Annotated in this window: 19 protein-coding genes; 9 read left to right on the top strand and 10 right to left on the bottom strand. The window is 73.8% G+C overall.

The features are described 5' to 3' along the window. Positions 1 to 4 precede the first annotated feature (4 nt). Positions 5 to 472, top strand: a complete 468-nt coding sequence (locus OG286_RS10060; protein WP_405362182.1) for a MarR family winged helix-turn-helix transcriptional regulator — start codon at positions 5 to 7, stop codon at positions 470 to 472. Positions 473 to 578: 106 nt separating this feature from the next. Here OG286_RS10060 and OG286_RS10055 read toward each other — a convergent pair whose 3' ends face one another. The 5 genes from OG286_RS10055 to OG286_RS10035 form a co-directional block, all read right to left on the bottom strand. Further along, a complete protein-coding gene (locus tag OG286_RS10055) occupies positions 579 to 1151 on the bottom strand; it encodes a GTP-binding protein (protein WP_396319754.1) in 573 nt (190 codons plus the stop codon). A gap of 55 nt (positions 1152 to 1206) precedes the next feature. Further along, the gene (locus OG286_RS10050; protein WP_396319755.1) at positions 1207 to 1587 is read right to left on the bottom strand and encodes a DUF742 domain-containing protein; all 381 of its coding nucleotides are present in this window, start codon (positions 1585 to 1587) and stop codon (positions 1207 to 1209) included. Continuing rightward, positions 1584 to 2015 (bottom strand): roadblock/LC7 domain-containing protein, encoded by a 432-nt coding sequence (locus OG286_RS10045; RefSeq protein ID WP_405362185.1) that lies wholly within the window; start codon positions 2013 to 2015, stop codon positions 1584 to 1586. The genes OG286_RS10050 and OG286_RS10045 overlap by 4 nt, the downstream gene beginning before the upstream one ends. Continuing rightward, entirely contained in the window at positions 2012 to 4150 is a 2139-nt protein-coding gene (locus tag OG286_RS10040; RefSeq protein ID WP_405365077.1) for an ATP-binding protein, read from the bottom strand. The genes OG286_RS10045 and OG286_RS10040 overlap by 4 nt, the downstream gene beginning before the upstream one ends. A 554-nt stretch (positions 4151 to 4704) precedes the next feature. Further along, positions 4705 to 5985, bottom strand: a complete 1281-nt coding sequence (locus OG286_RS10035) for an acyl-CoA dehydrogenase family protein (protein ID WP_396320140.1) — start codon at positions 5983 to 5985, stop codon at positions 4705 to 4707. A 409-nt stretch (positions 5986 to 6394) separates the two neighbouring features. On the opposite strand from OG286_RS10035, the gene OG286_RS10030 reads away from it, so the two are divergent. The 3 genes from OG286_RS10030 (at position 6395) to OG286_RS10020 (ending at position 11633) form a co-directional block, all read left to right on the top strand. Next, on the top strand, positions 6395 to 7468 hold the full coding sequence (locus tag OG286_RS10030) for a GAF domain-containing protein (protein WP_396319758.1): 1074 nt from the start codon (positions 6395 to 6397) through the stop codon (positions 7466 to 7468). Positions 7469 to 7701: 233 nt separating this feature from the next. Next, positions 7702 to 9246 (top strand): lipase maturation factor family protein, encoded by a 1545-nt coding sequence (locus tag OG286_RS10025; protein WP_405362189.1) that lies wholly within the window; start codon positions 7702 to 7704, stop codon positions 9244 to 9246. Positions 9247 to 9452: 206 nt separating this feature from the next. Next, positions 9453 to 11633 carry a hypothetical protein gene (locus tag OG286_RS10020; RefSeq protein ID WP_405365075.1) on the top strand — a complete coding sequence of 727 codons (2181 nt, stop codon included), beginning with the start codon at positions 9453 to 9455 and terminating at the stop codon, positions 11631 to 11633. 101 nt (positions 11634 to 11734) lie between these two features. Here the strand turns inward: OG286_RS10020 and OG286_RS10015 are convergent, their stop codons facing one another. Further along, complete coding sequence (locus OG286_RS10015; protein ID WP_405362193.1) at positions 11735 to 12766, bottom strand: transglycosylase SLT domain-containing protein; 1032 nt, start codon at positions 12764 to 12766, stop codon at positions 11735 to 11737. 297 nt (positions 12767 to 13063) lie between these two features. Here OG286_RS10015 and OG286_RS10010 point away from each other — a divergent pair, with 297 nt between their 5' ends. Further along, on the top strand, positions 13064 to 13333 hold the full coding sequence (locus tag OG286_RS10010) for a hypothetical protein (RefSeq protein ID WP_396319762.1): 270 nt from the start codon (positions 13064 to 13066) through the stop codon (positions 13331 to 13333). A gap of 69 nt (positions 13334 to 13402) precedes the next feature. Here the strand turns inward: OG286_RS10010 and OG286_RS10005 are convergent, their stop codons facing one another. Next, entirely contained in the window at positions 13403 to 14233 is an 831-nt protein-coding gene (locus OG286_RS10005; protein WP_396319763.1) for a helical backbone metal receptor, read from the bottom strand. Between the two features lie 183 nt (positions 14234 to 14416). Here OG286_RS10005 and OG286_RS10000 point away from each other — a divergent pair, with 183 nt between their 5' ends. From OG286_RS10000 to OG286_RS09990, 3 genes are read left to right on the top strand one after another with little or no spacing between them, the layout of a single operon-like run. Then, the gene (locus tag OG286_RS10000; protein ID WP_396319764.1) at positions 14417 to 15514 is read left to right on the top strand and encodes an ABC transporter substrate-binding protein; all 1098 of its coding nucleotides are present in this window, start codon (positions 14417 to 14419) and stop codon (positions 15512 to 15514) included. A 3-nt stretch (positions 15515 to 15517) separates the two neighbouring features. After that, positions 15518 to 16600 carry a FecCD family ABC transporter permease gene (locus OG286_RS09995; RefSeq protein ID WP_405365073.1) on the top strand — a complete coding sequence of 361 codons (1083 nt, stop codon included), beginning with the start codon at positions 15518 to 15520 and terminating at the stop codon, positions 16598 to 16600. Beyond that, entirely contained in the window at positions 16597 to 17406 is an 810-nt protein-coding gene (locus OG286_RS09990) for an ABC transporter ATP-binding protein (protein ID WP_405365071.1), read from the top strand. The genes OG286_RS09995 and OG286_RS09990 overlap by 4 nt, the downstream gene beginning before the upstream one ends. Here the strand turns inward: OG286_RS09990 and OG286_RS09985 are convergent. The 3 genes from OG286_RS09985 to OG286_RS09975 all read right to left on the bottom strand — a co-directional run bounded on the left by OG286_RS09985 (position 17391) and on the right by OG286_RS09975 (position 21356). After that, positions 17391 to 18485: an L-tyrosine/L-tryptophan isonitrile synthase family protein gene (locus OG286_RS09985; protein WP_396319767.1), complete on the bottom strand. Its 1095-nt coding sequence runs from the start codon at positions 18483 to 18485 to the stop codon at positions 17391 to 17393. The genes OG286_RS09990 and OG286_RS09985 overlap by 16 nt on opposite strands. 105 nt (positions 18486 to 18590) lie before the next feature. Next, the gene (locus tag OG286_RS09980) at positions 18591 to 19928 is read right to left on the bottom strand and encodes a cytochrome P450 (RefSeq protein WP_405362197.1); all 1338 of its coding nucleotides are present in this window, start codon (positions 19926 to 19928) and stop codon (positions 18591 to 18593) included. A gap of 45 nt (positions 19929 to 19973) precedes the next feature. After that, complete coding sequence (locus OG286_RS09975) at positions 19974 to 21356, bottom strand: MFS transporter (protein WP_396319769.1); 1383 nt, start codon at positions 21354 to 21356, stop codon at positions 19974 to 19976. Between the two features lie 256 nt (positions 21357 to 21612). Here OG286_RS09975 and OG286_RS09970 point away from each other — a divergent pair, with 256 nt between their 5' ends. Further along, on the top strand, positions 21613 to 22320 hold the full coding sequence (locus OG286_RS09970; RefSeq protein WP_396319770.1) for an NADPH-dependent F420 reductase: 708 nt from the start codon (positions 21613 to 21615) through the stop codon (positions 22318 to 22320). Positions 22321 to 22352 lie beyond the last annotated feature (32 nt).

Raw genomic sequence — 22352 nt, 5'->3', positions numbered from 1 at the left:
AGCCATGGGTATCCACGACGATGCCGCCGAGATCCGCGCCTGCGGGTGGCGCACGCTCGCCGCGCTGCACGGGCTCATCGACGCGGCGCTGGAGAAGGCGCTGCAGGCCGAGCACCAGCTGTCGGTGGTCGAGTTCACCGTGCTGGACGCGCTCTCCCGGCAGGACGGCTGGCACATGCGGATGCAGCAGCTGGCTCGCGCGGCGGCGCTGAGCAGCAGCGCGACCACCCGGCTGGTGACCAGGCTGGAGGACCGCGGCCTGCTCGGCCGCTACCTGTGCGCGGACGACCGGCGCGGCATCTACACCGAGCTGACCCCGCAGGGCCGCCAACTGCTCCAGGCCGCGCGCCCGGTGCACGACGCCACCCTGGAGGCGACGCTGGCGAAGGCCACCGAGATTCCGGAGCTGGCCCCGCTGGTGCACGCGTTGGACGAGCTGGAGCTCACCCCGGGCGCCCCGGCCACCGCCTGACGCAGGCACCCGGCATCTGGAACACGCCGCCTGGCACCCGGCGCTCGACCCCGGCACCCGAGGCGCCGGGGTCAGGCGACCTCGCGACGGACCGCCCAGACCGCCCTCAACGCCGCGAGGCGAGGGCGTCCCGGTGGACGCGGTCCAGGAGGGCGAGCAGCAGCTCCTTGCTGGAGGCGCGCTCGCGGACGTCGCAGAGCACGACCGGGACGCCGGGATCCAGGTCGAGGGCGCGCCGGACGTCCTCGGGGCTGCTGTCGCGCCGGCCGTGGAAGCAGTTGACACCGATCGCGAACGGGATGCCGCGCTGCTCGAAGAAGTCCACCGCGGCGAAGCTGGACTCCAGCCGCCGGGTGTCGGCCAGCACGATCGCGCCGAGCGCACCCAGCGCCAGGTCGTCCCACATGAACCAGAAGCGGAACTGGCCGGGCGTGCCGAAGAGGTAGAGCACCAACTCGTCGTGGACGGTGATCCGGCCGAAGTCCATCGCGACGGTGGTGGTGGACTTGTCCTGGACACCGTCGAGGCTGTCGACCCCGATGCTGGCGCGGGTCATCCGCTCCTCGGTCTGCAGCGGCTCGATCTCGCTGACCGAGCCGACCATGGTGGTCTTGCCGACGCCGAAGCCGCCGGCGACGAGGATCTTGACCGCGCCCGGCACCAGGCTCTGGGTCGTCAATTCGGGTCTCCTGGAGGGAACTGGAAGCGTGGACGCAAGCGGAGGCCCCCGCCGGTCAGAGCCGGCGGACGCCCTCGATCACGGCCTGGATCAGCGAGATGTCCGGCGCCTCGGCGAGTTGGACGGGCGCACGGGTGAGGATCAGCCGGGCCTCGGCGAGGTCGTCCAGCAGCACCTTCACCACGCTCACCGGCAGGTCGAGGCCGGCCGCGATCTCGGCCACGGCCAGCGGGCGTTCGCGGCACAGGTCGATGATCGCGGCCGGTTCGGGGGCGAGCCGGGTGGTGTCGGTTCGCGGGTCGGCGGTGACCACCAGGGTGATCAGCGCGAAGTTGTCACGGGCCGGGCCGGTGCGCCCGTTGGTGATGGCGTAGGGGCGGACGAGATGCCCGGCGTCCTTGTCGAAGAACCAGGCCTCCTCGGCGTCGGCGGTCACGCACCGCCGCCCACGCCGGCCTGGCCGGCGTCGCTGCGCGGCGCCGCGGTGAGGTACTGGCCGACCTGCTTGACCAGCATGTTGATCTCGTACGCCATCAGGCCGGCGTCGACCATCTCGCTGGTCAGCACGGCGAGCCGGGCACCCTGGCCGGCGGTGGTGACGAACAGGAACAGCTGGTCCATCTCGATCACCGTCTGCCGGACCCGGCCGCCGTTGAAGCGGTGGCCGGCGCCGCGGGCGAGGCTCTGCAAGCCGGAGGCGACGGCCGAGAGGTGCTCGGCGTCGGCGCGGTCCAGGCCTCGGGAGAGACCGACCAGCAGGCCGTCCTCGGAGAGGACGATGGCGTGCCGGGTCTCCGGGACCCGCGCCACCAGCTGGTCCAGCAGCCAGTTGAGGTCGCGCTGGGTGTCGGTGTGCTGCGTCATGACTGCTGTTCCTTAGCTGCGGAAGGTGCGGCCGGTGCGGGGGGCGCGGCCGGTGCGTCCGACTCGGGGGCGGCCGCGCGGGCGGTCCGGGTGCCGCGCTGGATGGCGGCCATGGTGGTGCGGGAGCGCTGGGGCGCGGTGTCGTCGGCGGTGCCCGGGGCGGGGGAGCCCGCCGGACCGGCCGCCGGGAGGCCAGGCGCACCTCCAGGACCACCCGCCGGCATCCGGGCCGGCGCACCCATCGGCGCACCCAGCGGCGCACCCAGCGGCGCGCCCATGGGCGTGCCCGGGAAGGCGGCCGGCGGCCGGAGCGCGGAGCCGGGGGCGTGGGCCTCGCGCAACTGCTCGGCGAGGCTGGCGTTGCGAACCCGCTGCGGCAGGACGCGCGGGGTGCGCAGCTCGCCGTCCGGGTTGTGCTCCAAGGGGGCCTCCTGAGCACGTTCGTGGATGGGCGCGGCGGGGTCGGCCGGGGGGTTTCCCGCCGGGCCGGCCCACAGCCCGTCGGCGAGGCCGCCGCCGGGAGCACCCGCCGCGGCGCCCGTGGCCGGCGGTCCGCCCGCCTGGTCGTCGTACGGCCGGGGCGGCGCGGGCCGGGGGACGACCACGGCGCCGGGCAGCCCGGGGATCTGAGCGCCCACCGGAAGGCCGCCGCCCGCGGGTTCGCCCTCGCCCCGCGCGGCGCCGTCGCCGTACTGGGCGAGCAGTTCGCCGATGATCACACCGCTGTCGTGCCGGCCCCCGGGGTTCCCGGGGGCACCGAAGCCGACGGGGTCCATGGGGCCGACGGGGTCCATGGGGTTCCCCGGGAGCCCGGCGTCCGTGCTCTCCGCGCCCGCGGCCGGCCCGGTGGCCGAGGGAGCACCGCCCAGCAGCCCGCTCAGCACCCCGGAGAGTGCCCCCGACAGCTCCTCGTCGGTCTCGCCCGGCCCGCCGTCGAGGGTCTGCTCCGGCACCGGCGTCCGGGTCACCCGGGCGCCGGCCGGCAGGCCGGGCACGTCGGCGACCTGCTCCGCCTGCTCCAGCAACGGCGCCGGCACCAGCACCACGGCCCGCGTCCCGCCGTACGGGGAGGGGCGCAGGGTCACCTGGATGTCGTGCCGGGCGGCCAGCCGGGCCACCACGAAGAGGCCGAGCCGCAGGTCGTCGCCGAGCGCGGAGACGTCCAGCTCGGGCGGGTTGGCGAGGTAGTCGTTGAGCCGCTCGTACTCGTCCCCGCTCATGCCGAGGCCGCGGTCCTCGACCTCGACGACGAGACCCTTGGGGACCTCCTGCGCGGAGACCTGCACCTGGGTGTAGGGCGGGGAGAAGGTGGTGCCGTTCTCGATCAGTTCGGCGACCAGGTGGATGACGTCGGCGACGGCCTGCCCGCTGAGCGAGGTGCGCGGCACGCCCTGGACGACCACCCGGGCGTAGTTCTCGGTCTCGGAGACGGCGCTGCGCAGCACGTTGACCACGGGCACGGCGTTGCGCCAGCGCCGGGCGGGCAGGGCGCCGCCGAGGATGACCAGGTTCTCGGCGTTGCGCCGCATCCGGGTGGCCAGGTGGTCGACGGCGAACAGCTCGCGCAGCAGTTCGGGGTCCTCGTGCTCGCGCTCCAGCGCGTCCAGCATGCTGATCTGTCGGTGGATCAGGATCTGGGTGCGGCGGGCGATGTTGAGGAAGACCTTCTTCGTCCCCTCGCGGCCCTGGGCCTGGTGGACGATGGCGGCGATGGCGGCCTGCCGGACGGCGGCGAGGCCGTCGGCGGTCTGCTGGACCTCGTCGCCGGCGCGCCGGGAGGGTGCCCAGGCGGGCGGCGCGGGCACGGACTCGCCGGCCTGGAGGCGGCCGACGACCTCGGGGATCTCGTGCTGGGCGAGCGAGAGGGTGTCGGTGCGCAGCCCGGAGAGCCGGGCGGAGAGGGTCCCGGCGAGCCGCACGCCGCTGATCAGGCTCCAGAGCAGGACGACGGCGACGACGGCGCTGACGGCCAACAGGGCTGTGTGGTGGCCGGTGTTGCGCAGCAGGTAGGCGGCGTATCCCCAGGCGGCGGCGAGGCCGAGGCAGGGGACCAGCACGAGGGCGAGGAGCGAGCCGCGGAGAGAGCCGGACCGGCCGGCGCGGTGGCCCGTGCGGGGGGCCGATATGCCTGGCATCTGATTCCTTGTTGCTGGGCCGAACGGCGGTATCGCCCGTGTGCTCCGACCGGGCAGCGGGGGTGCCACGGCCGGCGGTGCCCGGAGGGGGTGCCGGACGATATGACGCCGTGTCACCGTCCGGACGGGGTGCAGCACGGCCGCCGACTGCAAGGCACGCTACCAGCCCCAGGTGCCCCTTCGGCAACATCAACTGACGGTATGTGAACAGCCGATGACCCGTTCGTCCGTCATCCGGAACGGTTCCGGGATGCGGATCGCCGCTGGTCGTGGCGCCGCGTCCGGACGTGCCGGCGGCTTTCCGGAGGCCGAGGACCGGCCTCCGAAAAGTCGTCAGGAACAGGTCAAGTCTAGCGGGTCGAGGTGGCGTCCGCCCAGACGGCGAATCCGGCCGCGCCGGCCCCTCGGGGGTCGCCCCGGGGTCCGGGCGACTCGAGGGGCCCGAGGGGCCCGAGGGATGCGGGGGATGCGGGGGGTCCGGCGGGCCCGAGGGCCCGGGTGGGGGCCGGGGCCCGGGGTGACCCGGATCCGCCCCCCGTCCGTCTCGGACCGTCTCAGACCGCCATCGGCAGGTGCAGCAGCGCCGCCTCCAGCGACTGCCCGGCCTCGGCCTCGGCCTCCGCGGCGGACTCGCGCTCGCCCAGCTCGGACCAGGCCCAGCCGGCCAGGTGGGACAGCTCAGCCGACCACTGCTTGCCGTACGTTCCGGCGGCGACCTGGCCGAGCCGCAGCCGCTGGACGTCCGAGGTGCCGGCCGGCGGGTAGACGTGGGTGGCGTCGCGCAGGTAGCGCTCGATGCGGAACTCGGCCTGCAGGCCCCGGGCGGCGTGGATCTCCATCGCGTTGCGCGCGGAGTCCAGCGCGTACTCGGTGTTGATGAGCTTGGCGTTCATCAGCTCGGCGTCGCAGGGCTTGCCGTGGTCGAGCAGGTGGGAGGCGTGGTACGCGGCGAGCTTGGCGGTCATCAGCCGGGACTGCATCTCGCCCAGCTTGAGCGCGATGTTGGGCAGCTGGGAGAGCGGCTTGCCGTACAGCATCCGCTCCTCGGTGAACCGCACGGTGTCCTCGACGATCGCCACGTGGATGCCGAGGGCGACGGCGGCGAGGTTCAGCCGGCCGTACAGGGTGGAGGAGGAGTAGGCGACGTCCAGGCCCTGGCCCTCCCGGCCCAGCCGGTTGGCGACCGGGATCCGGCACTCCTCGAAGACGATCTCGCCGAAGCTGAACCCGTGCAGGCCGCTCTGCGAGCCGGGGTCCCCGGTGCGGAAGCCGGGGCGGTCGCTCTCGACCAGGAATGCGGAGAGGCCCTTGCTGCCCTTGCCGGTGCGGAACACCACGCCGTGCACGTCGCCGATGTGCGAGTTCCCGACGAACCACTTGCGGCCGTTGAGCACGTACTCGTCGCCCTCGCGGTGTGCGGTGCCGCTCATGCCGAGCACGTGGCCGCCGGACTCGGGCTCGGTGACGCCGATGGTCGGCAGGGACGCGCCGGAGGCGAACAGTGGCAGCCACTTCCGGCGCTGGGCGTCGGAACCGAAGTGGATGACCTTGGCGACGCCGAGCTGCGAGGCCTGCGCCATGGCGCCCATCGCGCCGCTGACCCGGGCCAGTTCCTCGACGATGACGGTCTTGGCGAGGTGGCCGAGCCCGAGGCCGCCGAACTCCTGCGGGATGGTGACACCGATCCAGCCGCGGCGGGCGATCTCCCGGGAGAGTTCGAACTCGACCTGGCGGTCGGCCTCCATCCGGGCGACCTGCGGGCGCACCTCCTTCTCCGCGAACTCACGCACCTCCGCGCGAAGGCTCTCGTGTCGCTCGTCGGTGAAGTAGTCCATCGCCATGCTGGGTCCTCTCGGGTTCGGGGGGTGGTCGTGCCTCCGTCCATACAGCCGATCCGCGCCGGCCGCCCGAGGGTGGGGAGTTGGGGTGGCGGTCGGCTGCCCCAGTGCAGCCGGTGCGTGCGGAAGTGCGGACCGTGTCACGGGGGACACCGTCCGTATTTTCGGCAGGGCTCATTGTTGTATGGGGATCCGGGTGTCTCCAGAGTTGATCTTTGATTGGCGCGATCGGATCGCCCGGGGACGGTCGAGGATTGAAAGGCCGCGAAGCGGGGAAGTGATCTTCCCCCACTTTTGACGACCAGCCCGAACGCCGCTCACATGCATCTTTGACTGTCCATCAGCAAACTTGATCCGGGTGGGCCGGGAGCGCGGATCGTGCCGGATGTCTGATTACATGTGCGCCATGACTGATGTGATGAGCACTCCAGGCCAGTTCCCGGGTGCCGGCGGTGAGTCCGAGCGGACCCGCAGGCTGCGCAGCCTGGGTCTCAACGAACCGACCGCGGACGAGGCCTTCGACCGCTTCGCTCACCTGGCCGCCAGCATCACCCGCGCCCCCATCGCGATGGTCAACTTCATCAACGACGAGCGGCAGATGTTCCGGGGGCTCTATATTCCGCCAAGCTCGGCCGAAAAGGCGGCCGAAGAGGGCGCCTCCTGGGCCGATCGCGGCATCGCGTTCGACCTTCCGACCCGTCAGATGCCGCTGAGCCACGGTTTCTGCCCGCACGTCGTCGCCCAGCGCTCGCCGCTCGCCCTCGACGACATCCTCGCCTACCCCCGGTTCGCCGGGAACCCGGTCGTCGACGAACTCGGCGTGCGCGCCTACCTCGGCGCCCCGCTGGTCGACGACAGCAACACCGTCATCGGCACCGTCTGCGTCCTCGACCGCGAACCCCGCCAGTGGGGCCGCGAGCGGCTGCGCGACATCCAGCACCTCGCCGAGGCGCTGCTCTCCGAGATCCGGCTGCGCGACAACCTGCTCGCCCAGCAGCAGGAGATGTTCGCGGCGTTCGACGGCTCGCCCTTCCCGATCATGCTCACCGACGGCCCCGGCCAGGAGATCCGCTACGCCAATGCCCAGCACGCCGACATCTTCGGCGCCCCGGCGGCGTACGGCGCGATCGGCCACGCCTACCCGCAGCTCGGCGCGGCCGGCCTCCAGCAGGCGGTCGCCGAGGCGTACCACACCGGGCGGGCCACCGTCCTCAACGACGTCCGCATCAACTCCACCCGGCCGGACGCCCAGCGGATCCAGCAGATCTTCAGCTTCACCTGCACCCCCCTGCGGGCCGCGCGCACCGGCCAGGTCAACGGCGTCCTCACCGTCGGCATGGACGTCACCGCGCAGTCCCGCACCGAGGAGGAGCTGGGCACGCTGGCCGCACTCCTGGTCGACCGGCTGCAGCAGAACGGCGCCACCACCGGCCGCCCGGGCCTCGGCGCCGGGAACACCGGCCTCGTCCTCCCGGGCTGAGCCCGCACCGGGCCACCGTCCGGCCCACCGCCACCGTGGCGGGGCGCCTCTCACCCCCGAGGAGAGGCTCCCCGCCACGGTGCTGTCCGCAGTACGTGCACCCCGCGGCACGCGGCACGCGCACCCCGCGGTTCGCGTCGACCGGCGCCGCCCAGTGCCGGGCGGGTGAACCGGCACCGTCGCACACCCGCGCCGGTGCCCGGCGGCCCGGGCCGGTGGTAGGCATTGGCCGCATGGACTGGTTCGCCGCCCCCGAGTACTGGCTGAGCAGGCTGCTCGTGCAACGGCTGCTGGCCGCCGTCTACCTCACCGGCTTCCTCGCCGCCGCCGCCCAGTTCCGGGCCCTGATCGGCACCGGCGGCATGCTCCCCGTCCCCCGCTTCACCGCCCGGGTGTCGTTCCGCCAGGCGCCCGGCCTCTTCCACCTCCACTACAGCGACCGCTACTTCGCCACCGTCGCGTGGACCGGCGCCGCGACCTCCGCCGCCCTCGTCGCCGGGCTCGGCGACGCCGTCCCGCTCTGGGTGTCGGTGCTCCTCTGGGCGCTGCTCTGGGTGCTCTACCTCTCGATCGTCAACGTGGGGCAGACCTGGTACTCCTTCGGCTGGGAGTCCCTGCTGCTGGAGGCCGGATTCCTGGCCGCCTTCCTCGGCAACGAGGACACCGCACCGCCCGTCCTGGTGCTCTGGCTGATGCGCTGGCTGGTCTTCCGGGTCGAGTTCGGCGCCGGACTGATCAAACTGCGCGGGGACAGCTGCTGGCGCGACCTGACCTGCCTGCGCTACCACCACGAGACCCAGCCCATGCCCGGCCCGCTCAGCTGGTTCTTCCACCACCTGCCCGCCCCGCTGCACCGGATCGAGGCGGCAGCCAACCACGTCACCCAACTCCTCGTCCCGGTCGGTCTCCTCCTCCCGCAGCCGGCCGCCACCTACGCGGCCTGCGTGATCGTGGCCACCCAGCTCTGGCTGGTCGCCTCCGGCAACTTCGCCTGGCTCAACTGGCTCACCATCACGCTCGCCCTCGCCGCCGTCGACCCCGCCCGGCTCGGCCTGCCCGTCCACCCCCACGCGTACGGCGGCACGCCCGGCTGGTTCGAGGGCGTCGTGATCGCGTTGACCCTCGCCGTCGCCGTCCTCAGCTACTGGCCGGTACGGAACCTGGTCTCGCGCCGGCAGGTCATGAACCGCTCCTTCAACCGCCTCCACCTCGTCAACACCTACGGCGCCTTCGGCAGCGTCAACCGCATCCGTCAGGAGGTCGTCGTCGAAGGCACCGACGAGCCTGCCGTCACCCCGTACACCGTCTGGCGCGAGTACGGCTTCAAGGGAAAACCCGGCGACGTGCGCCGCCTCCCGCGCCAGTACGCCCCCTACCACCTGCGCCTGGACTGGCTGATGTGGTTCGCCGGCATCTCACCCGCCTACGCCCGGCCCTGGTTCCTGCCCTTCGTCGCCCGGCTGCTCGCCAACGACCCGGACACCCTGCGGCTGCTGCGCCACAACCCCTTCCCCGACGCCCCGCCGACCCACGTCCGGGCGACCCTCCACCTCTACCGGTTCACCGATTGGCGCGAACTGCGCGAAACCGGAGCCTGGTGGCACCGGACCGCGCTCCACGAGTACCTCGCGCCGGTCAGCCTCGACACCCTCACCCGATCCGGTTACCGGCCACCGCTCGGCCGGCGCACCCGCACTGTGCCGATGGACGGGCTGCGCCGACGGCCCGGTCACCCACCCGGCCCCGCGCCGCACCACCCGCCCGGCCCTCCCGAGTAGCGGCCAGGCGAGCGGTGTGGCACGCCACACCGGCCCGGAGGGCGGTGGGTGCGTGCAAGGCTCGAACGGGCACCCGTATTCTTGGCCTCCACAACCGGCAGGCCGACCGCGCGCCCCAGCCCCACCCGCCGGGGCAACCGTGCGCACCAGGTCCGCCGTCCCCCTCGCCGCCCGCCCCGCCGCAGTCGCCCAGAACCGGACCTCACATGACAGTGCTTCACTCGCGCAACGCCGACGCGGCCGACGCCGCCGATGCCAAGGCCGCCGACGCCGCCACGGCCGACGCCGACGCCAACGACGCCAAGGACCTGGAGCAGACCCGCAGCCAGGCGGCGGACACCGACCTCCGCGACGAACTCGGCCGCTACGCCGAACTCGGTGCCTTCACCCTCACCGCCGAGACCCACGCCTGGTACGCGGCCGTCGACACCGTCGCCACCCCCGAGGACGCCCGCGCCGCCTCGACCGTCCTCGCCGAACTGCGCGGCCGCGACCTCCAGCAGACCTGGGAGGCCGTCACCACCCTCGCCGCCGACGCCAAGCTCGACGAGCCCGGCACCATCGCGGTCGCCGCCCTGTTCGCCGAGACGCTCCAGCGCGTCCACCAGACCTCCGCGACCCTGACCGGCGCCGCGTACGACGCCGACCTCGCCGCGCTCGTCGCCGCCACCGCGGACCGCACCTGGCGCCGCGAGCGGGGCGTCAAGCTCTCCTTCCTCAAGGTGCGGGCACTGCGCAAGCAGGCCGCCGCGCTCGCCGCCGGCGGCCGCAAGGTCCGCCCCGAGGAACTGCACGAGGCGCTCGCCTCCGCCGAGATCGAGCGCCGCGCCTGGGCCGTCCTCGCCCCGACCGGCGCGCTGCCCGTCCCGCCCGCCGACGGCGCCCTGGCCGAGGGCACCGCCGCTGCCTTCGATGCGATCGGCGCCGGCCTGCGCGACCTCGGCGGCCTGCTGCCCGAGCACGACCTCGACGCGCTGCCGTTCGGCGAGCTCATCGACCTGGTCGAGCGCCTCGCCGCCGACGAGGGCACCCTGTACCGCCTCCCCGCCATCCGCTCCCTGCGCACCTCCCTGGAGGAGGCCGGCCTCGGCGAACTGCTTGCCGAGCTCACCGCCGCCCGCGCCGACCGCCGCGCCGCCGAGGCCGCCTTCAGCGCCCGCCAGGCTCTGGCCGGCGGGCAGCGGGACGGGCTGACGGGGCGGGAGGAGACCACCGAGGCGGTGTCGGAGCCGGCTGCCGAGGTCGAGGCCGAGGCTGACGTTGCGACCGAGGTCGAGGCTACCGAGCCGGAGGTTGTCGCCGAGGACGTGACCGAGGACGAGACCGAGGTGGACGCCGAGGACGAGACCGACGCCGTCGGGGTGGTGGAGGCTGACGTCGAGGCCGACGTCGAGGCCGCGGCTGAGGTCGAGGCCGAGGCCGAGCAGGCTACGGCCGAGGAGCCCGTCGAGGTCCGGCCCGTCGTGGTCACCCTCCCGGCGCCGTCCCCCGCAGCCGACGACCTGGTCGACGTCATCTCGGTCACGGCGATGGCCGAGGTCGAGCCGGCCGAGGTCGAGCCCGAGGCCGTGGCTGAGACCGTGGCCGACATCGAGCCGGCCGTGGCCGAGGAGCCCCAGCCCGTGGTCGTCGAGCCCGAGATTGTGGCGCCGGTGGCCGAGACCGAGACCGTGGCTGTGATCGAGCCCGAGGTTGAGGCGGCCGGGGTCGAGGTCGACGCCCCGGTCGAGGCCGTCGAGGTGGAGCCGGTCGAGGCCGAGCCCGTTGCCGCCGAGGTCGAGGTCGAGGCCGTGGTCGAGGAGAGCGCGCCCGAGGTCGTGACGCCGGTCGCCGAGGTGGAGGCCCTCGAGGTCGACGCCCCGGTCGAGGCCGTCGAGGTGGAGCCGGTCGAGGCCGGGCCCGTTGCCGCCGAGGTCGAGGCCGACGCGGTGGCCGAAGAGCCCGAGGCCGTAGAGGTCGTGGCCGAGACCGAGCCTGAGGCCGTCGTGGCCGAGGAGACGGCCGAGGAGACGACCGATGAGGCCGAGCCGGAGCCCGTCGCCGAGGCTGAGCCTGAGCCCGTCGTCGTTCCCGAGCCGGTCGCCGAGGCCGAGCCGGAGCCCGTCGCCGAGGCTGAGCCTGAGCCCGTCGTCGTTCCCGAGCCGGTCGCGGCCGCCGAGCCCGCCGCTGCCGGGCAGCCCGAGAAGCCCGACTTCACGCCGGGCCGTCCCGTCACCGCCTACTCCGCCGACGAACTGCTCGCCGTGGTGCGGTGGGTGGACGCCGACGGTGTGGAGCGCAGCGAGGAGGAACTGCTGCGGGCGGCCATGAAGGAGCTGGGCTTCGCCCGCCTCGGCCCGCGGATCAAGGAGGCGCTGGGCGCCGCCGCCACTGCCGCGCGCGCCTGACGCAGAGCGGCGCCGACCGGTTCGGCGACGACGAAGGGCCCGGTGGGGTGGTGTTGCACCGCCTCCACCGGGCCCTTCGTCATGGCTGTGGCCGTGCTCGCTCAGCCCGCCTTGTTCCAGGGCGCGCTGGACATGAGTGCCTTGACGTTGGCCACGTAGCTCGGGTTGGGGATGGCCAGGCTGCCGGTGGTGGCGCCGGTGACCGGGTCGGTGACGGTGTTGTAGTGCACGTTGCCCGCGCCCGCGTTGTAGGCGGAGATGACCAGGTCGAGCAGCGGCGTCTTGCCGGTGGCCGGGTCGGGGGAGAGGTCGTACTTCCCGCCGAACGAGGAGTCGCCGTAGTAGGCGACCAGCCAGTCGAGCAGCTGGGTGCCGAGCTGGACGTTGCCGGCCAGCGTCTTCGGGTCGGAGGTGGTCCCGAACTTGCTGTTCATCCAGCTCACGGTGGCGGGCATGACCTGCATGGTGCCGATGCCGCCGTCGCAGGCGAGGATGCCGGACTGCCAGCCGCTCTCCTGCCAGGCGATCGCCTTGACCAGGCCGACCGGAAGGGCCGGGAGCTTGTCGGTGCCGCCGTTGCTGAGGGTCAGTGTGCGGGGCTGGCCGGCGGCGGAGGTGAGCGCCGCGGCGACGGCCTCCTTGGGCTCGTCGGGCTGCGGCTTGCTCGGCGTGCAGCCGCTCTGCAGCGGCGGGACGTGCGGGGTGGCGGGCGCGGGCGGCGGCGGGGGTGCGACCGGCCCGGGCTTGGCGGTCGGCGCGGGCGCGGGCGCCGCCGCGACCGGGGCGGGAGCGGGGGCCGTTGCGGCCTTCGGGGCGGGGTCGGCGGGCTTCTCGGCGGTGGGCTTGGCGGTGCTCGCCGCAGCGGTCGGGCTCGGCTTGGCCGTCCTGCCCGCCGTCGTGCTCGGTGAGGCGGCCGGTGAGGCACTGGCGCTCGGGGTGGCGCTCGCCGTCGCGCTGGCCGTCGGCGTGGCCGTCGGCGTCGTGGACGGGGTGGCGTCCGTGGCGGTGGCCGCCGCCGGGGCCGGCGTCCCCCCGGCCGTGTCGTCCGCCTTCTTGGTGCCGCAGCCGGTCAGCAGCGCCGTCGACACGGCCGCCGCCGACACCAGTACCAGCGCCTGCCGTGAAGCACGCACCTTCATGTCGTTCCGCCCCCCTGTGTCGCCGGCCGACCCGGCGAGAGGCGACATCCTACGGTGATCGGATCGGTGCGCCGCCCGCCGGGGCCCGGGCACCGGTCCGGTACGAATCTCACGCGCTGGGGGCCCCGGTGCCCCGACACGGCCGGCCGGTCCGCCGGTTCGTCCGGCTGCACCGCGACGGAGTCGCGGCGTTGGGCTGTTCGGCCGGGGTGTCGCGCGTCCGGCGACGTCCGTGCCCAGCGTGGTGTGCCCAGGGGGCCGACGCAACAGCCCGAGGAAGGACGGCGTCCCATGGCACGCATCACCCGGGAACGAACCGAGACGTTCACGGTCGAGACCTACCGGCTCCACCTGGAGGGCGGCGAGCGGCAGGCACTGCGTTCCGTCCCCGGTGACTACGTGCGGAAGCTGTCGGAGGCGGAGGGGCACACGGTGAACGCCGTTCTGGTGGATGCGAACCTGCTCGACGGCGAGGGGCCGTGCGAGGACACCGAACTCGTCCACGTCCTCGAATGGCTGATGGCGTGCGACCGGGTCATCCGGTGCGTCCCGCTCATGTGAGCCGTTCCCGCACGAGCCGGCCGCTGCCCGGCGCCGGCCCACTGCTCGGTCCGGGGCGGCGCCGTGGCCTCAGCAGGGTGGCAGAGCCCGCGCCAGCTGGGCCGCCAGCACCTCCGGCGCCTCCGCCAAGGACGGTCCGTACCAGGTCAGATGGCGCCCGCTGACCAGCGCCGCCGGGATGCCGGGGAACGCCTCCGGGCCGTCGTCCGCCGTGAAGCGGTACGGCTCGTCCGGGAGGACCGCCAAGTCGGGTTCAGCAGCGAGGAGTTCGGGCAGCGGAACCGCGGGGTACCGTTCCGGGTGGCCGGCGTGGAGCAGGTGGACGCCGAGGCGGCCGAGAAGGTCGCCGGCGAAGGTGTCGCGCCCGAGCACCATCCAGGGGCGGCGCCAGATCGGCACGACGGCGCGGAGGGGGCTCGACAGCGGATGGACACCGGCCCACGAGGTCCGGGCGGCCTGCGGGGACCACGCGGCCTCGGCGGCGTCGAGCCACGCGGGCCGCGGCAGGCCGCAGCCGACCGTCAGGAGACGGTCCAGCGAGGCGAACGCCTGCTCCAGCGTGCGGATGTCGGTGACCCAGACGGCCAGCCCGGCGGCCCGCAGCGCATCGAGGTCCGGTCGGCGGTTCTCCTCGTCATTGGCGAGGACCAGGTCCGGGCCGAGCGCGACGACCCGGCCGACGTCGGGGTTCTTGGTGCCGCCGACACGCTCCACCGCCAGGCCGGCGGGGTGGCTGCACCAGTCGGTGGCGCCGACCAGCAGTCCGGGCGCGGAGACGGCGACGGCCTCGGTCAGCGAGGGGACCAGCGACACCACCCGCCGCACCGGTCCGGCCCCGAGCGCCACCGGCAGCCCGAGATCGTCCAACGGCTCTGCAGGGAAACCGGAGAGGGAGGCCATACGGCCACCCTAGGCCCTCTCCGGCCGGTCTCGCCGGGCGCGCGATCGACCGGACCGGACCTCGGCCGGACGCCGGCCGTACGGCGCCGGAAAGTCCCGGGAACCGGGCGGGGTTGGTGGCCGACTACCTGGTCCGGGTTCGTAGGACGGGCCCGAGCACGACCATTGACCAGGAGAGTTGTCATGCGCCCTCGCGTGTTCTGCGGTATCGCGGCCGCTGTTGCCCTGTTCGCCACGGCCTGTGGGAGCGGCGGTGGAGGGAGCACGGACAGCAGCAGCAATGGTGGCGGCGGTGGCGGGCAGGCCACCGCCGCCGGTGCGTTCCCGGTGAAGGTCGCCGACTGCGCCGGCAAGGAGACCACCGTCAAGCAGGCACCGAAGAAGATCGTCACCAGCAACGCCGCCGGCCTGGAGATGATGCTCCAGCTCGGCGCCGGCGACCGGGTGATCGGCACCGGGTTCCCGCCCGGCAAGGGCAGCCTGCCGGGGCCGATCGCCGAACAGGGCGCCAAGGTACCGGTGCTGGGCGAGATGGGGATCGCCAAGGAGAAGCTGCTCGGCTCCGGCGCCGACCTCTACGTCGACGCCTTCGGGGCGATGCCGATGATGGGCGGCGCGGGCGCGGGCCCGAGCGAGGAGGAGTTCGCCGCCGCGGGCATCCAGCACGTCTTCCTCCTCTCCACCGCCTGTTCCGGCACCCCCAGGGCCGCCAAGGGGCCGCGCACCGACCTCGGCGAGGTGGAGAACGACATCCGCCGGCTCGGCGCGGTCACCGGCACGGGCGCCCGTGCCGAGGAGCTCGTCGCCGGGATGGAGAAGAAGGTCGGCGAGGTGCGCGCCGCCACCGCCGGCGTCCCCGCCGGCCAGCGGCCGGGCTACTTCTTCTTCGACTTCGACGCCGGCACCAAGCAGCCGGTCGCCGTCTGCGGCCGCCAGGTCGCCAACGCGGTGATCACCCTGGCCGGCGCGCGCAACGTGTTCGCCGACTGCGACGCCGACTTCAAGCCCGTCTCCTGGGAGGACGTCGTGGCCAAGGACCCGGACTGGATCCAGCTCGCCGTCCGCACCCGCGGCACCGAGGAGGAGAACCGCAAGGCCTTCGACGACGCCGAGGCGTTCCTGAAGAGCTTCCCCGCCACCCAGGGCCTGAAGGCCGTCAAGGGCGGGAAGTTCCTGCGGATCGGCTCCGAGGTCACCACCATCGCCGGGGTCCGCAACGCCGACACCGTCCGGCAGATCGCCGCCACCGTCCACCCGGACCTCGTCAAGAACGGCCAGTAGACCGTGGCATCGGCCACCACCACCGCCGCCGGGCGGACCCGCACGCGCACCCTGCGTGCCGGGCCGCTCGCGGCCGTGCTCACCCTCGCCCTGGTCGCCGCGCTGACCGCCGCCGTCTCGCTCGGATCGGTGGACATCCCGCCCGGCGAAGTCTGGTCGGTGGTCGCCCACCGCCTGACCGGCAGCGCACCCGAGCCCGGCACCCGGGACCTCATCGTCTGGCAACTGCGCGTCCCGCGCGCCCTGCTGGCGGCGATGGTCGGGGCCGGGCTCGGCCTCGTCGGCACCGCCGTCCAGGCACTCGTCCGCAACCCGCTCGCCGACCCCTACCTGCTCGGGATCTCCTCCGGCGCCTCGCTCGGCGCCGTCGCCGTGATCGTCCTCGGCAGCGGGCTCGGCCTCGAAATGGCCTTCGGGAGCGCCGTCGGCCTGACCATCTCGCTGGCCGCCTTCCTCGGCGCGCTCGCCGCCTTCTCCCTGGTCTGGCTGCTGGCCCGGCGCGGTGGCGGCTTCTCCCCGCTGCGCCTGGTGCTCGCCGGCATCGGCATCGGCCAGTTCCTCACCGGCTTCACCAGCTACCTCGTCCTGCAGACCGGCGACGAACAGCAGACCAGGGGCGTGCTGTTCTGGCTGATGGGCAGCCTCGGAGGTGCCGTCTGGAGCCAACTCGCCGTCCCCGCCCTTGCCGTGGCCCTCGGGCTGGGCCTGCTCCAGGCCCGCGCCCGGGGGCTCAACGCGCTCCTGATGGGCGACGAGACGGCGGCAGGGCTCGGCGTCGACGTCACCCGCCTGCGCCGCGAGATCTTCGTCGTCACCAGCGTGCTGACCGGCGTCCTGGTCGCCGTCTCCGGCGCGATCGGCTTCGTCGGCCTCATGGTGCCCCACGTCTGCCGGCTGCTGGCCGGCGGCGACCACCGCCGGCTGCTGCCGCTCTCCGCCCTGACCGGGGCGGTGCTGCTGGTGGTGGTCGACACCATCGCCCGCACCGCGCTGGACACCCAGGAACTGCCGATCGGCGTGGTCACCGCCCTGCTCGGCGCGCCCACCCTGCTCTACCTGCTGGACCGACGACTGGAGCGGAATTGAGGATCGCGGTCGAGGATCTGAGCGTCACCCTGTCCGGGCGGACGGTGGTGGCCGGCGTCCACCTGGTCGCCAAGGAGGGGGAGATCGCCGGGCTGGTCGGGCCGAACGGCAGCGGCAAGTCCAGCCTGCTGCGCACCGTCTACCGGCACCTGAAGCCGAGCGCCGGACGGGTCCTGCTGGCCGGCCGGGAGCTGGCCGGGCTGAGCCCGGCGGAGTCCGCCCGGCACATCGCCGCACTGCCCCAGGAGCGCGGCGGGGACTTCGAGCTGACCGTCCGTGAGGTGGTGGCGATGGGTCGCACCCCGTACAAGCGGGCGTTCGCGGCGGACGACGCCGAGGACCACCGGATCGTCGCCGGGGCGCTGGAGCGGGTCGGCATGACGGACGCGGGCGGGCGGCGGTTCGCCGAGCTCTCCGGCGGCGAGCGCCAACGCGTCCTGCTGGCCAGGGCGTTGGCCCAGCAACCGGACGTCCTGGTGTTGGACGAACCGACCAACCACCTGGACGTCCGGCACCAGGTCGAACTTCTCGCGTTGCTACGGGAGCAGCGCCGCACCACGTTGGTGGCGTTGCACGACCTCAACGCGGCGGCCTCGGTCTGCGACCGGCTGCACGTGCTGCACCGCGGCACCCTGGTGGCGTCCGGGGCGCCGCGGGACGTCCTGACCGCCGAGCTGCTCGCCGAGGTGTTCGGCGTGCGGGCGGCGGTGGTCGAGAATCCGCTCACCGGTGACCCGTTGATCGCGTTCGACCACCGCACGCCCGCGTCCTCGGGCGAGATGATGCAGCGTCAGGAGGTTTCGTAGTGGCTGGGGCGGCCGTTGCGCTCGACCAGGCGGCCGACCTTCGCGGCGTCCTCGCTGCGCAGCAGCTCCCAGCCGCCGTCGGCCCGGTGGAGCACCGAGGAGTGCCACGGCGTCATCCACGCGTCGGCGGCCTCCAGCAGCCGGATGCCGAACTTCGGCACGCCCGCCTTCTGCGGGTGGATGGAGAGCCGGAAGGAGCGCGGGTGCTGCTCGGCGACGAGGTCGCCCCAGGCCCGGCTGCGCTGGATGACGCCGTAGGCGCGCCGGCGGCATTCGCGCTGGAGGGCGGACTTGCTGCCCTCGAAGCCGAACGTGTCCTCGGTGAGGAAGCGGGTGATGCCGCGGTAGAGCTTCAGCGTCTCGTCGTCGGTCATCACCTGCTCGCGCAGCTCCTCCTTGGTGGGCGCGTACCGGGCGTGCACCCGGGCGCGCTTCTCGTCGAAGGGCAGGTCGCCGAGGACGGCGCGCAGGTCGAAGGTGGCGAGGTGGCTCAGGCCCTCGCGTTCGATCATGGCGGTCAGCTCGTCGGAGTACTGGTCGATGTGGTCGTCGGGGACGTGGATCAGGTCGCCGAAGATGTGGCCGTCGGAGCAGATCAGGATCTGCGCGCCGGGCTGGTAGAGCTTGCCGATCTCCTCGCAGAGACCGTTGAGGAAGGTGAGCGAGAGGCGCTCTCCCTCGTCTGGCAGGTGGCTGAGCACCTTGGCGAGGTTGGGCGACTTGCACGGGAAGCCGGGCAGGGTGAACAGGATCGGGTCGCCGCTGGAGAGGAAGTCCGCAAGCTGCTCCAGCTGGATCGGGAAGTCGGCGGGCGTGACGTGCACGCCGGGGTCGGAGGCCCGGCGGTGCGGCAACAGCAGATCGAGGATCCCGGCGGATATCCGGGCGATCTCCTGCGGGTCCGTGACGGCGCCGGGCGGTGTGGCGCCGGCCGGCGTGACGGTGGCGGACGGGGACGGGGACGTGGTCCGGGCGGTGGTGGTCGGGCCGGACGTGGTCCGGCCGGTGGTGCTCCGGTCGGCCGCGCTCTGATCGGCCGTGGTCTGGGAATCGCTGGAAACGGTGCCGGCGGGCGGCATGGTGGTCCTCCACGGAACGGTGTACGGGCTTCAGGGCAGGCGTAGCCACGCCCCGGCATCGGTCGCCGGGACGCTGAGGGGGGTGCCGGGGAGTGGTGGGGCCGGTCAGACCCGCTTGTCGTAGGCGACCGGCAGCCTGTTCACCCCCCGGGCGAGGACGGCGGGCACCCAGGCGAGCGAGTCGATCTCCTCGCCGGGCCCGGTGGCGGGCCGCAGGCCGGGCAGCCGGGTGAGCAGAGTGGCGAGGGCGACCTGGAGTTCGACCCGGGCCAGGGCGGCGCCGGGGCAGTAGTGGATGCCGTGCCCGAACGCCAGGTGGGCGTTGGGGGTGCGGTCGAAGTCGAGGACGTCGGCGTCCGGGAACTGCTCGTCGTCGCGGTTGGCCGCGCAGAGCGAGACGATCACGGAGTCGCCGGCCGGAACGGACGTCCCGTGCAGATCGCTGTCCTCGGCGAAGAAGCGCCAGGTGGTGAGCTCGAACGCGGCGTCGTGGCGCAGCAGTTCCTCCACCGAGCGGGTGAGCAGGCCCGGGTCGGCGGCGATGCCGTCGCGCAACCGGGCCAGCTGGTCGGGGCGGCGCAGCAGGGTGATCAGCATGGTGGTGATCTGGTTGGTCACCGGCTCCTGGCCGGCCACCAGCAGCTGGAACACCATCGAGTCGAGCTCCTCGCGGCTCAACTCGCCCGCATCGCACGCGGCGACGAGCCGGCCGAGCAGGTCGGCGTCCGGCCCGGCCGGGTCGTAGTGGGCGCGCTTGTGTGCCACGACGTCGGCGATGTAGGTCTGCAGGCCGCGCAGCCGGCCCTCGTAGGCCGGGCGGCCCGGGTCCAGCGGCCCGACCGGCTGGACGACCTTGCCCCAGTCCCGGTCGAAGCGGACGGCCAACTCCTGTGGCAGGCCGATCGCTTCGGCGAGTACCCGGAACGGGAAGTGCGCCGCGAAGCCGGCCACCAGGTCGGCGCCGCCGGTCTCCGGGAGCTCGTCGACCAGGGAGCCGGCCAGCTCCTCCAAGCGCGGGCGAAGGGTCTCCGCCCGGCGCGGGGTGAAGGCGTCCAGCACCAGCCGGCGCATCCGGGTGTGCTTCGGCGGGTCCTGGTGCAGCAGGTGGACCTGGAGCTGCGAGTGCTGCGGCTCCGGCATGATCGACGCGAGCTTGCGCCAACCCTCGTTGCCCAGCTCGTGGTTCTTGCCGAGACGGGGGTCGTTGAGGGTCTCGTGCGCGGCCTTGTAGCCGGTCACCAGCCAGGCGGTGATCCCGCTCGGGAACTTCACCCGGTGGACCGGGCCGGCCTCGCGCATCCGCCGGTAGAGCGGATAGGGGTCGCTCTTGTACTCCGGCCCGTACAGCGGTACCGGGTCGGGGAGTTCGTCGTATCCGAACGGGCAGCGCGGCGTGTCGTCGGCCGGCCTTCCCGCGGTCGGATCGTGGACGGTGTCGGTCATTGCGTCTGTTCCTCCGGTCGAGGTGTGGTGCGCGCGGGCGGGTCGTCAGGTGCCCGCGCGGTTGGTGCGGTGGTGCAGGGAGAGGAGGGCCACGGCCTGGACGGCGGCCAGCGTGGCGAGGACGAGCCCGGCCCGGACGCCCGCGGTGACGGAGTCGCCGAACAGCGTGGCGGCGGTGGCGAGGGCGGGTCCGAGGGCGAAGCCGAGGCTGCGGGCCAGTTGGACGGCGGAGCCGGCGGTGGCCAGTTGCTGCGGTTTGGCGGCGGTCATCACCAGGGCCTGGACCGGGCCGCCGTTGAGGCCCATGCCGGTCCCGGCGAGCGCGAGCCGCCACGCGATGTCGAGCGGCGACCAGTCGGTGTCCAGCGGGACGAGCAGCAGCATGCCGAGGGCGGTGACGGTCGCACCCGTCAGGGCGGTCGGCCGGGCGCCCCAGCGGTCGGCGAGCCGTCCGCCGAACCGGCCGGCCAGCACCATGCCGAGCGGGAAGGCCAGCATGGTCAGGGCGGTGGTGGTGGCGCTGATCCCGTCGTCCCGGCGCAGGTGCTGGGCGAGCAGGTAGTGGGTGGCGGCGAACCCGGCGGCCAGTGAGAGCACCGAGCCGTTGACCGCCGCGGTGCCGGACTCCCGCAGCACGGCGGCGACCGGCCGTCCGCCGGGGCGGCGCAGCCAGAGGACGACCAGCGGTGCGGCGGGCAGCGCGAGCAGCAGCCAGACCGGCGCGTCGGGCGCGAGGGTGAGGCCGAGCAGAACGGCGGCCACCGCGGAGCCGATCAGCGCGGCGTCGCCGAGGGAACCCCGGTCGGGCAGCCGCAGCCTGCCGCCGTGCGGCGCGTTGCGGTGGGCGATCACCAGGGCGGCCAGGCAGATCGGCAGCTTGACCAGGAAGATGGCCCGCCAGCCGACGTGGTCGAGCAGCAGGCCGCCGACCACCGGCCCGGTGACGGCGCCGAGCGGGCCGAGCGTGGCGGGCACGCTCATCGCCCGCCCGCGCAGCTCCGGCCGGACGGCCGTGGCGGCCAGCACCGGCATCAGCACGAACAGCACCGCGCCGAACGCGCCCTGCGCCAGCCGTGCGGCGACCAGCCAACTCGCCCACGGTGCCACGGCGGCGAGCACGCTGCAGAGCGCGAAGCAGCCGACCGCCAGCAGCAGGGCGGAGCGGGTGCCGACCTGGTCGAGCCAGCGCCCGGCGGGCAGCAGCAGGGCCACCAGCGGGAGCTGGTAGCCGAGGACGGCCCACTGCGCGGTGGTCGGGGAGACGTGCAGGCCGTCCGCGATGTCGGTGAGGGCCAGGTTGACCACGTTCATGTCGAGCATCGCCACGAACGAGAGCAGTCCCGCGGCCACGACCAGGATCCAGCGGTCCTCCGGCTGGGCCTGGTCCTTGGTCAGCCCACCGGTGGCCAGTGGCTGTTGCGCGGACATGGCGCTCCTCCGATTCCCCGTGCCGTCCCGGACGCCACCTCGGCGGCGGCGTCCGGTACAGCAGTCGGAGGCAGGAGGGGTCCAGTTCCGAACACTTGAAGGAATTTTCCCGGTCGGCCCGGAATACTGCGGTCGTGGCCGATCCGGACCGCGCGGCCGGCCCGGTCGCCGGGAACGTCGGCGCTCCGTTCCGGACATCGCCGCGGTCGGGAAATAGCCGCGCCCGGCCCGGGGTTGCAGTCAGGCACCACACGGCGTGACGCCGGCCCGACCCGACCCCCGGCAGGGGTCCGAAAGGACAACCATGAAGATCGGCATCATCGGCGCGGGCAACATCGGCGGCAATCTCACCCGGCGCCTCACCGCACTCGGCCACGAGGTCTCGGTGGCCAACTCGCGCGGCCCGCAGACCCTCGGCGCACTCGCCGAGGAGACCGGCGCCACCCCGGTCACCGTCGCCGAGGCGGCCCGCGGCGCGCAGGTCGTGGTGGTCACCGTGCCGCTGAAGAACGTGCCCGACCTCCCGTCCGGGCTGTTCGACGGGGCCGCCGAGGGCTTCGCCGTGATCGACACCGGCAACTACTACCCCAAGCGCGACGGCCGGATCGGGGGCATCGAGGACGACGGCCTGACCGAGAGCCGCTGGACGGAGCAGCACCTCGGCCACCCGGTCGTGAAGGCCTTCAACGGCACCTACGCCCAGGACCTCCTGGACCGGCCCCGCCCCGCGGGCGACCCGGAGCGGATGGCCCTGCCGGTCGCCGGGGACGACGAGGCGGCCAAGCGGATCGTCCGCGCCCTGATCGACGAGCTGGGCTTCGACACCGTCGACACCGGCGGTATCGACGAGTCCTGGCGCCAGCAGCCCGAGACCCCCGTCTACGGCCTCCGGGCCGGGGTGGAGGAGGTGGCCAAGGCCCTGGCGGCCGCCTCGCCGGAGCGGCCGCAGTCGTTCCGGGCGTAGCCGTACGCGGGCCCACCTGGCCCGCCTGTCGC

This window comes from Kitasatospora sp. NBC_00039 (genome assembly GCF_045160625.1).
Lineage (GTDB): Bacteria > Actinomycetota > Actinomycetes > Streptomycetales > Streptomycetaceae > Kitasatospora.
Note: the sequence above shows the minus strand (reverse complement) of the source record. Positions and strands in the feature narration are given on the sequence as shown.

Excerpts from the sequence above, each read along its gene's own strand:
- OG286_RS10010 (WP_396319762.1), top strand. The coding sequence starts at position 13,064 with ATGGCACGCATCACCCGGGAACGAACCGAGACGTTCACGGTCGAGACC.
- OG286_RS09980 (WP_405362197.1), bottom strand. The coding sequence starts at position 19,928 with ATGACCGACACCGTCCACGATCCGACCGCGGGAAGGCCGGCCGACGAC.
- OG286_RS10040 (WP_405365077.1), bottom strand. The coding sequence starts at position 4,150 with ATGCCAGGCATATCGGCCCCCCGCACGGGCCACCGCGCCGGCCGGTCC.
- OG286_RS10000 (WP_396319764.1), top strand. The coding sequence starts at position 14,417 with ATGCGCCCTCGCGTGTTCTGCGGTATCGCGGCCGCTGTTGCCCTGTTC.
- OG286_RS10035 (WP_396320140.1), bottom strand. The coding sequence starts at position 5,985 with ATGGACTACTTCACCGACGAGCGACACGAGAGCCTTCGCGCGGAGGTG.
- OG286_RS10025 (WP_405362189.1), top strand. The coding sequence starts at position 7,702 with ATGGACTGGTTCGCCGCCCCCGAGTACTGGCTGAGCAGGCTGCTCGTG.
- OG286_RS10020 (WP_405365075.1), top strand. The coding sequence starts at position 9,453 with ATGACAGTGCTTCACTCGCGCAACGCCGACGCGGCCGACGCCGCCGAT.
- OG286_RS10045 (WP_405362185.1), bottom strand. The coding sequence starts at position 2,015 with ATGACGCAGCACACCGACACCCAGCGCGACCTCAACTGGCTGCTGGAC.
- OG286_RS09985 (WP_396319767.1), bottom strand. The coding sequence starts at position 18,485 with ATGCCGCCCGCCGGCACCGTTTCCAGCGATTCCCAGACCACGGCCGAT.
- OG286_RS10005 (WP_396319763.1), bottom strand. The coding sequence starts at position 14,233 with ATGGCCTCCCTCTCCGGTTTCCCTGCAGAGCCGTTGGACGATCTCGGG.
- OG286_RS10060 (WP_405362182.1), top strand. The coding sequence starts at position 5 with ATGGGTATCCACGACGATGCCGCCGAGATCCGCGCCTGCGGGTGGCGC.
- OG286_RS10030 (WP_396319758.1), top strand. The coding sequence starts at position 6,395 with ATGACTGATGTGATGAGCACTCCAGGCCAGTTCCCGGGTGCCGGCGGT.
- OG286_RS09975 (WP_396319769.1), bottom strand. The coding sequence starts at position 21,356 with ATGTCCGCGCAACAGCCACTGGCCACCGGTGGGCTGACCAAGGACCAG.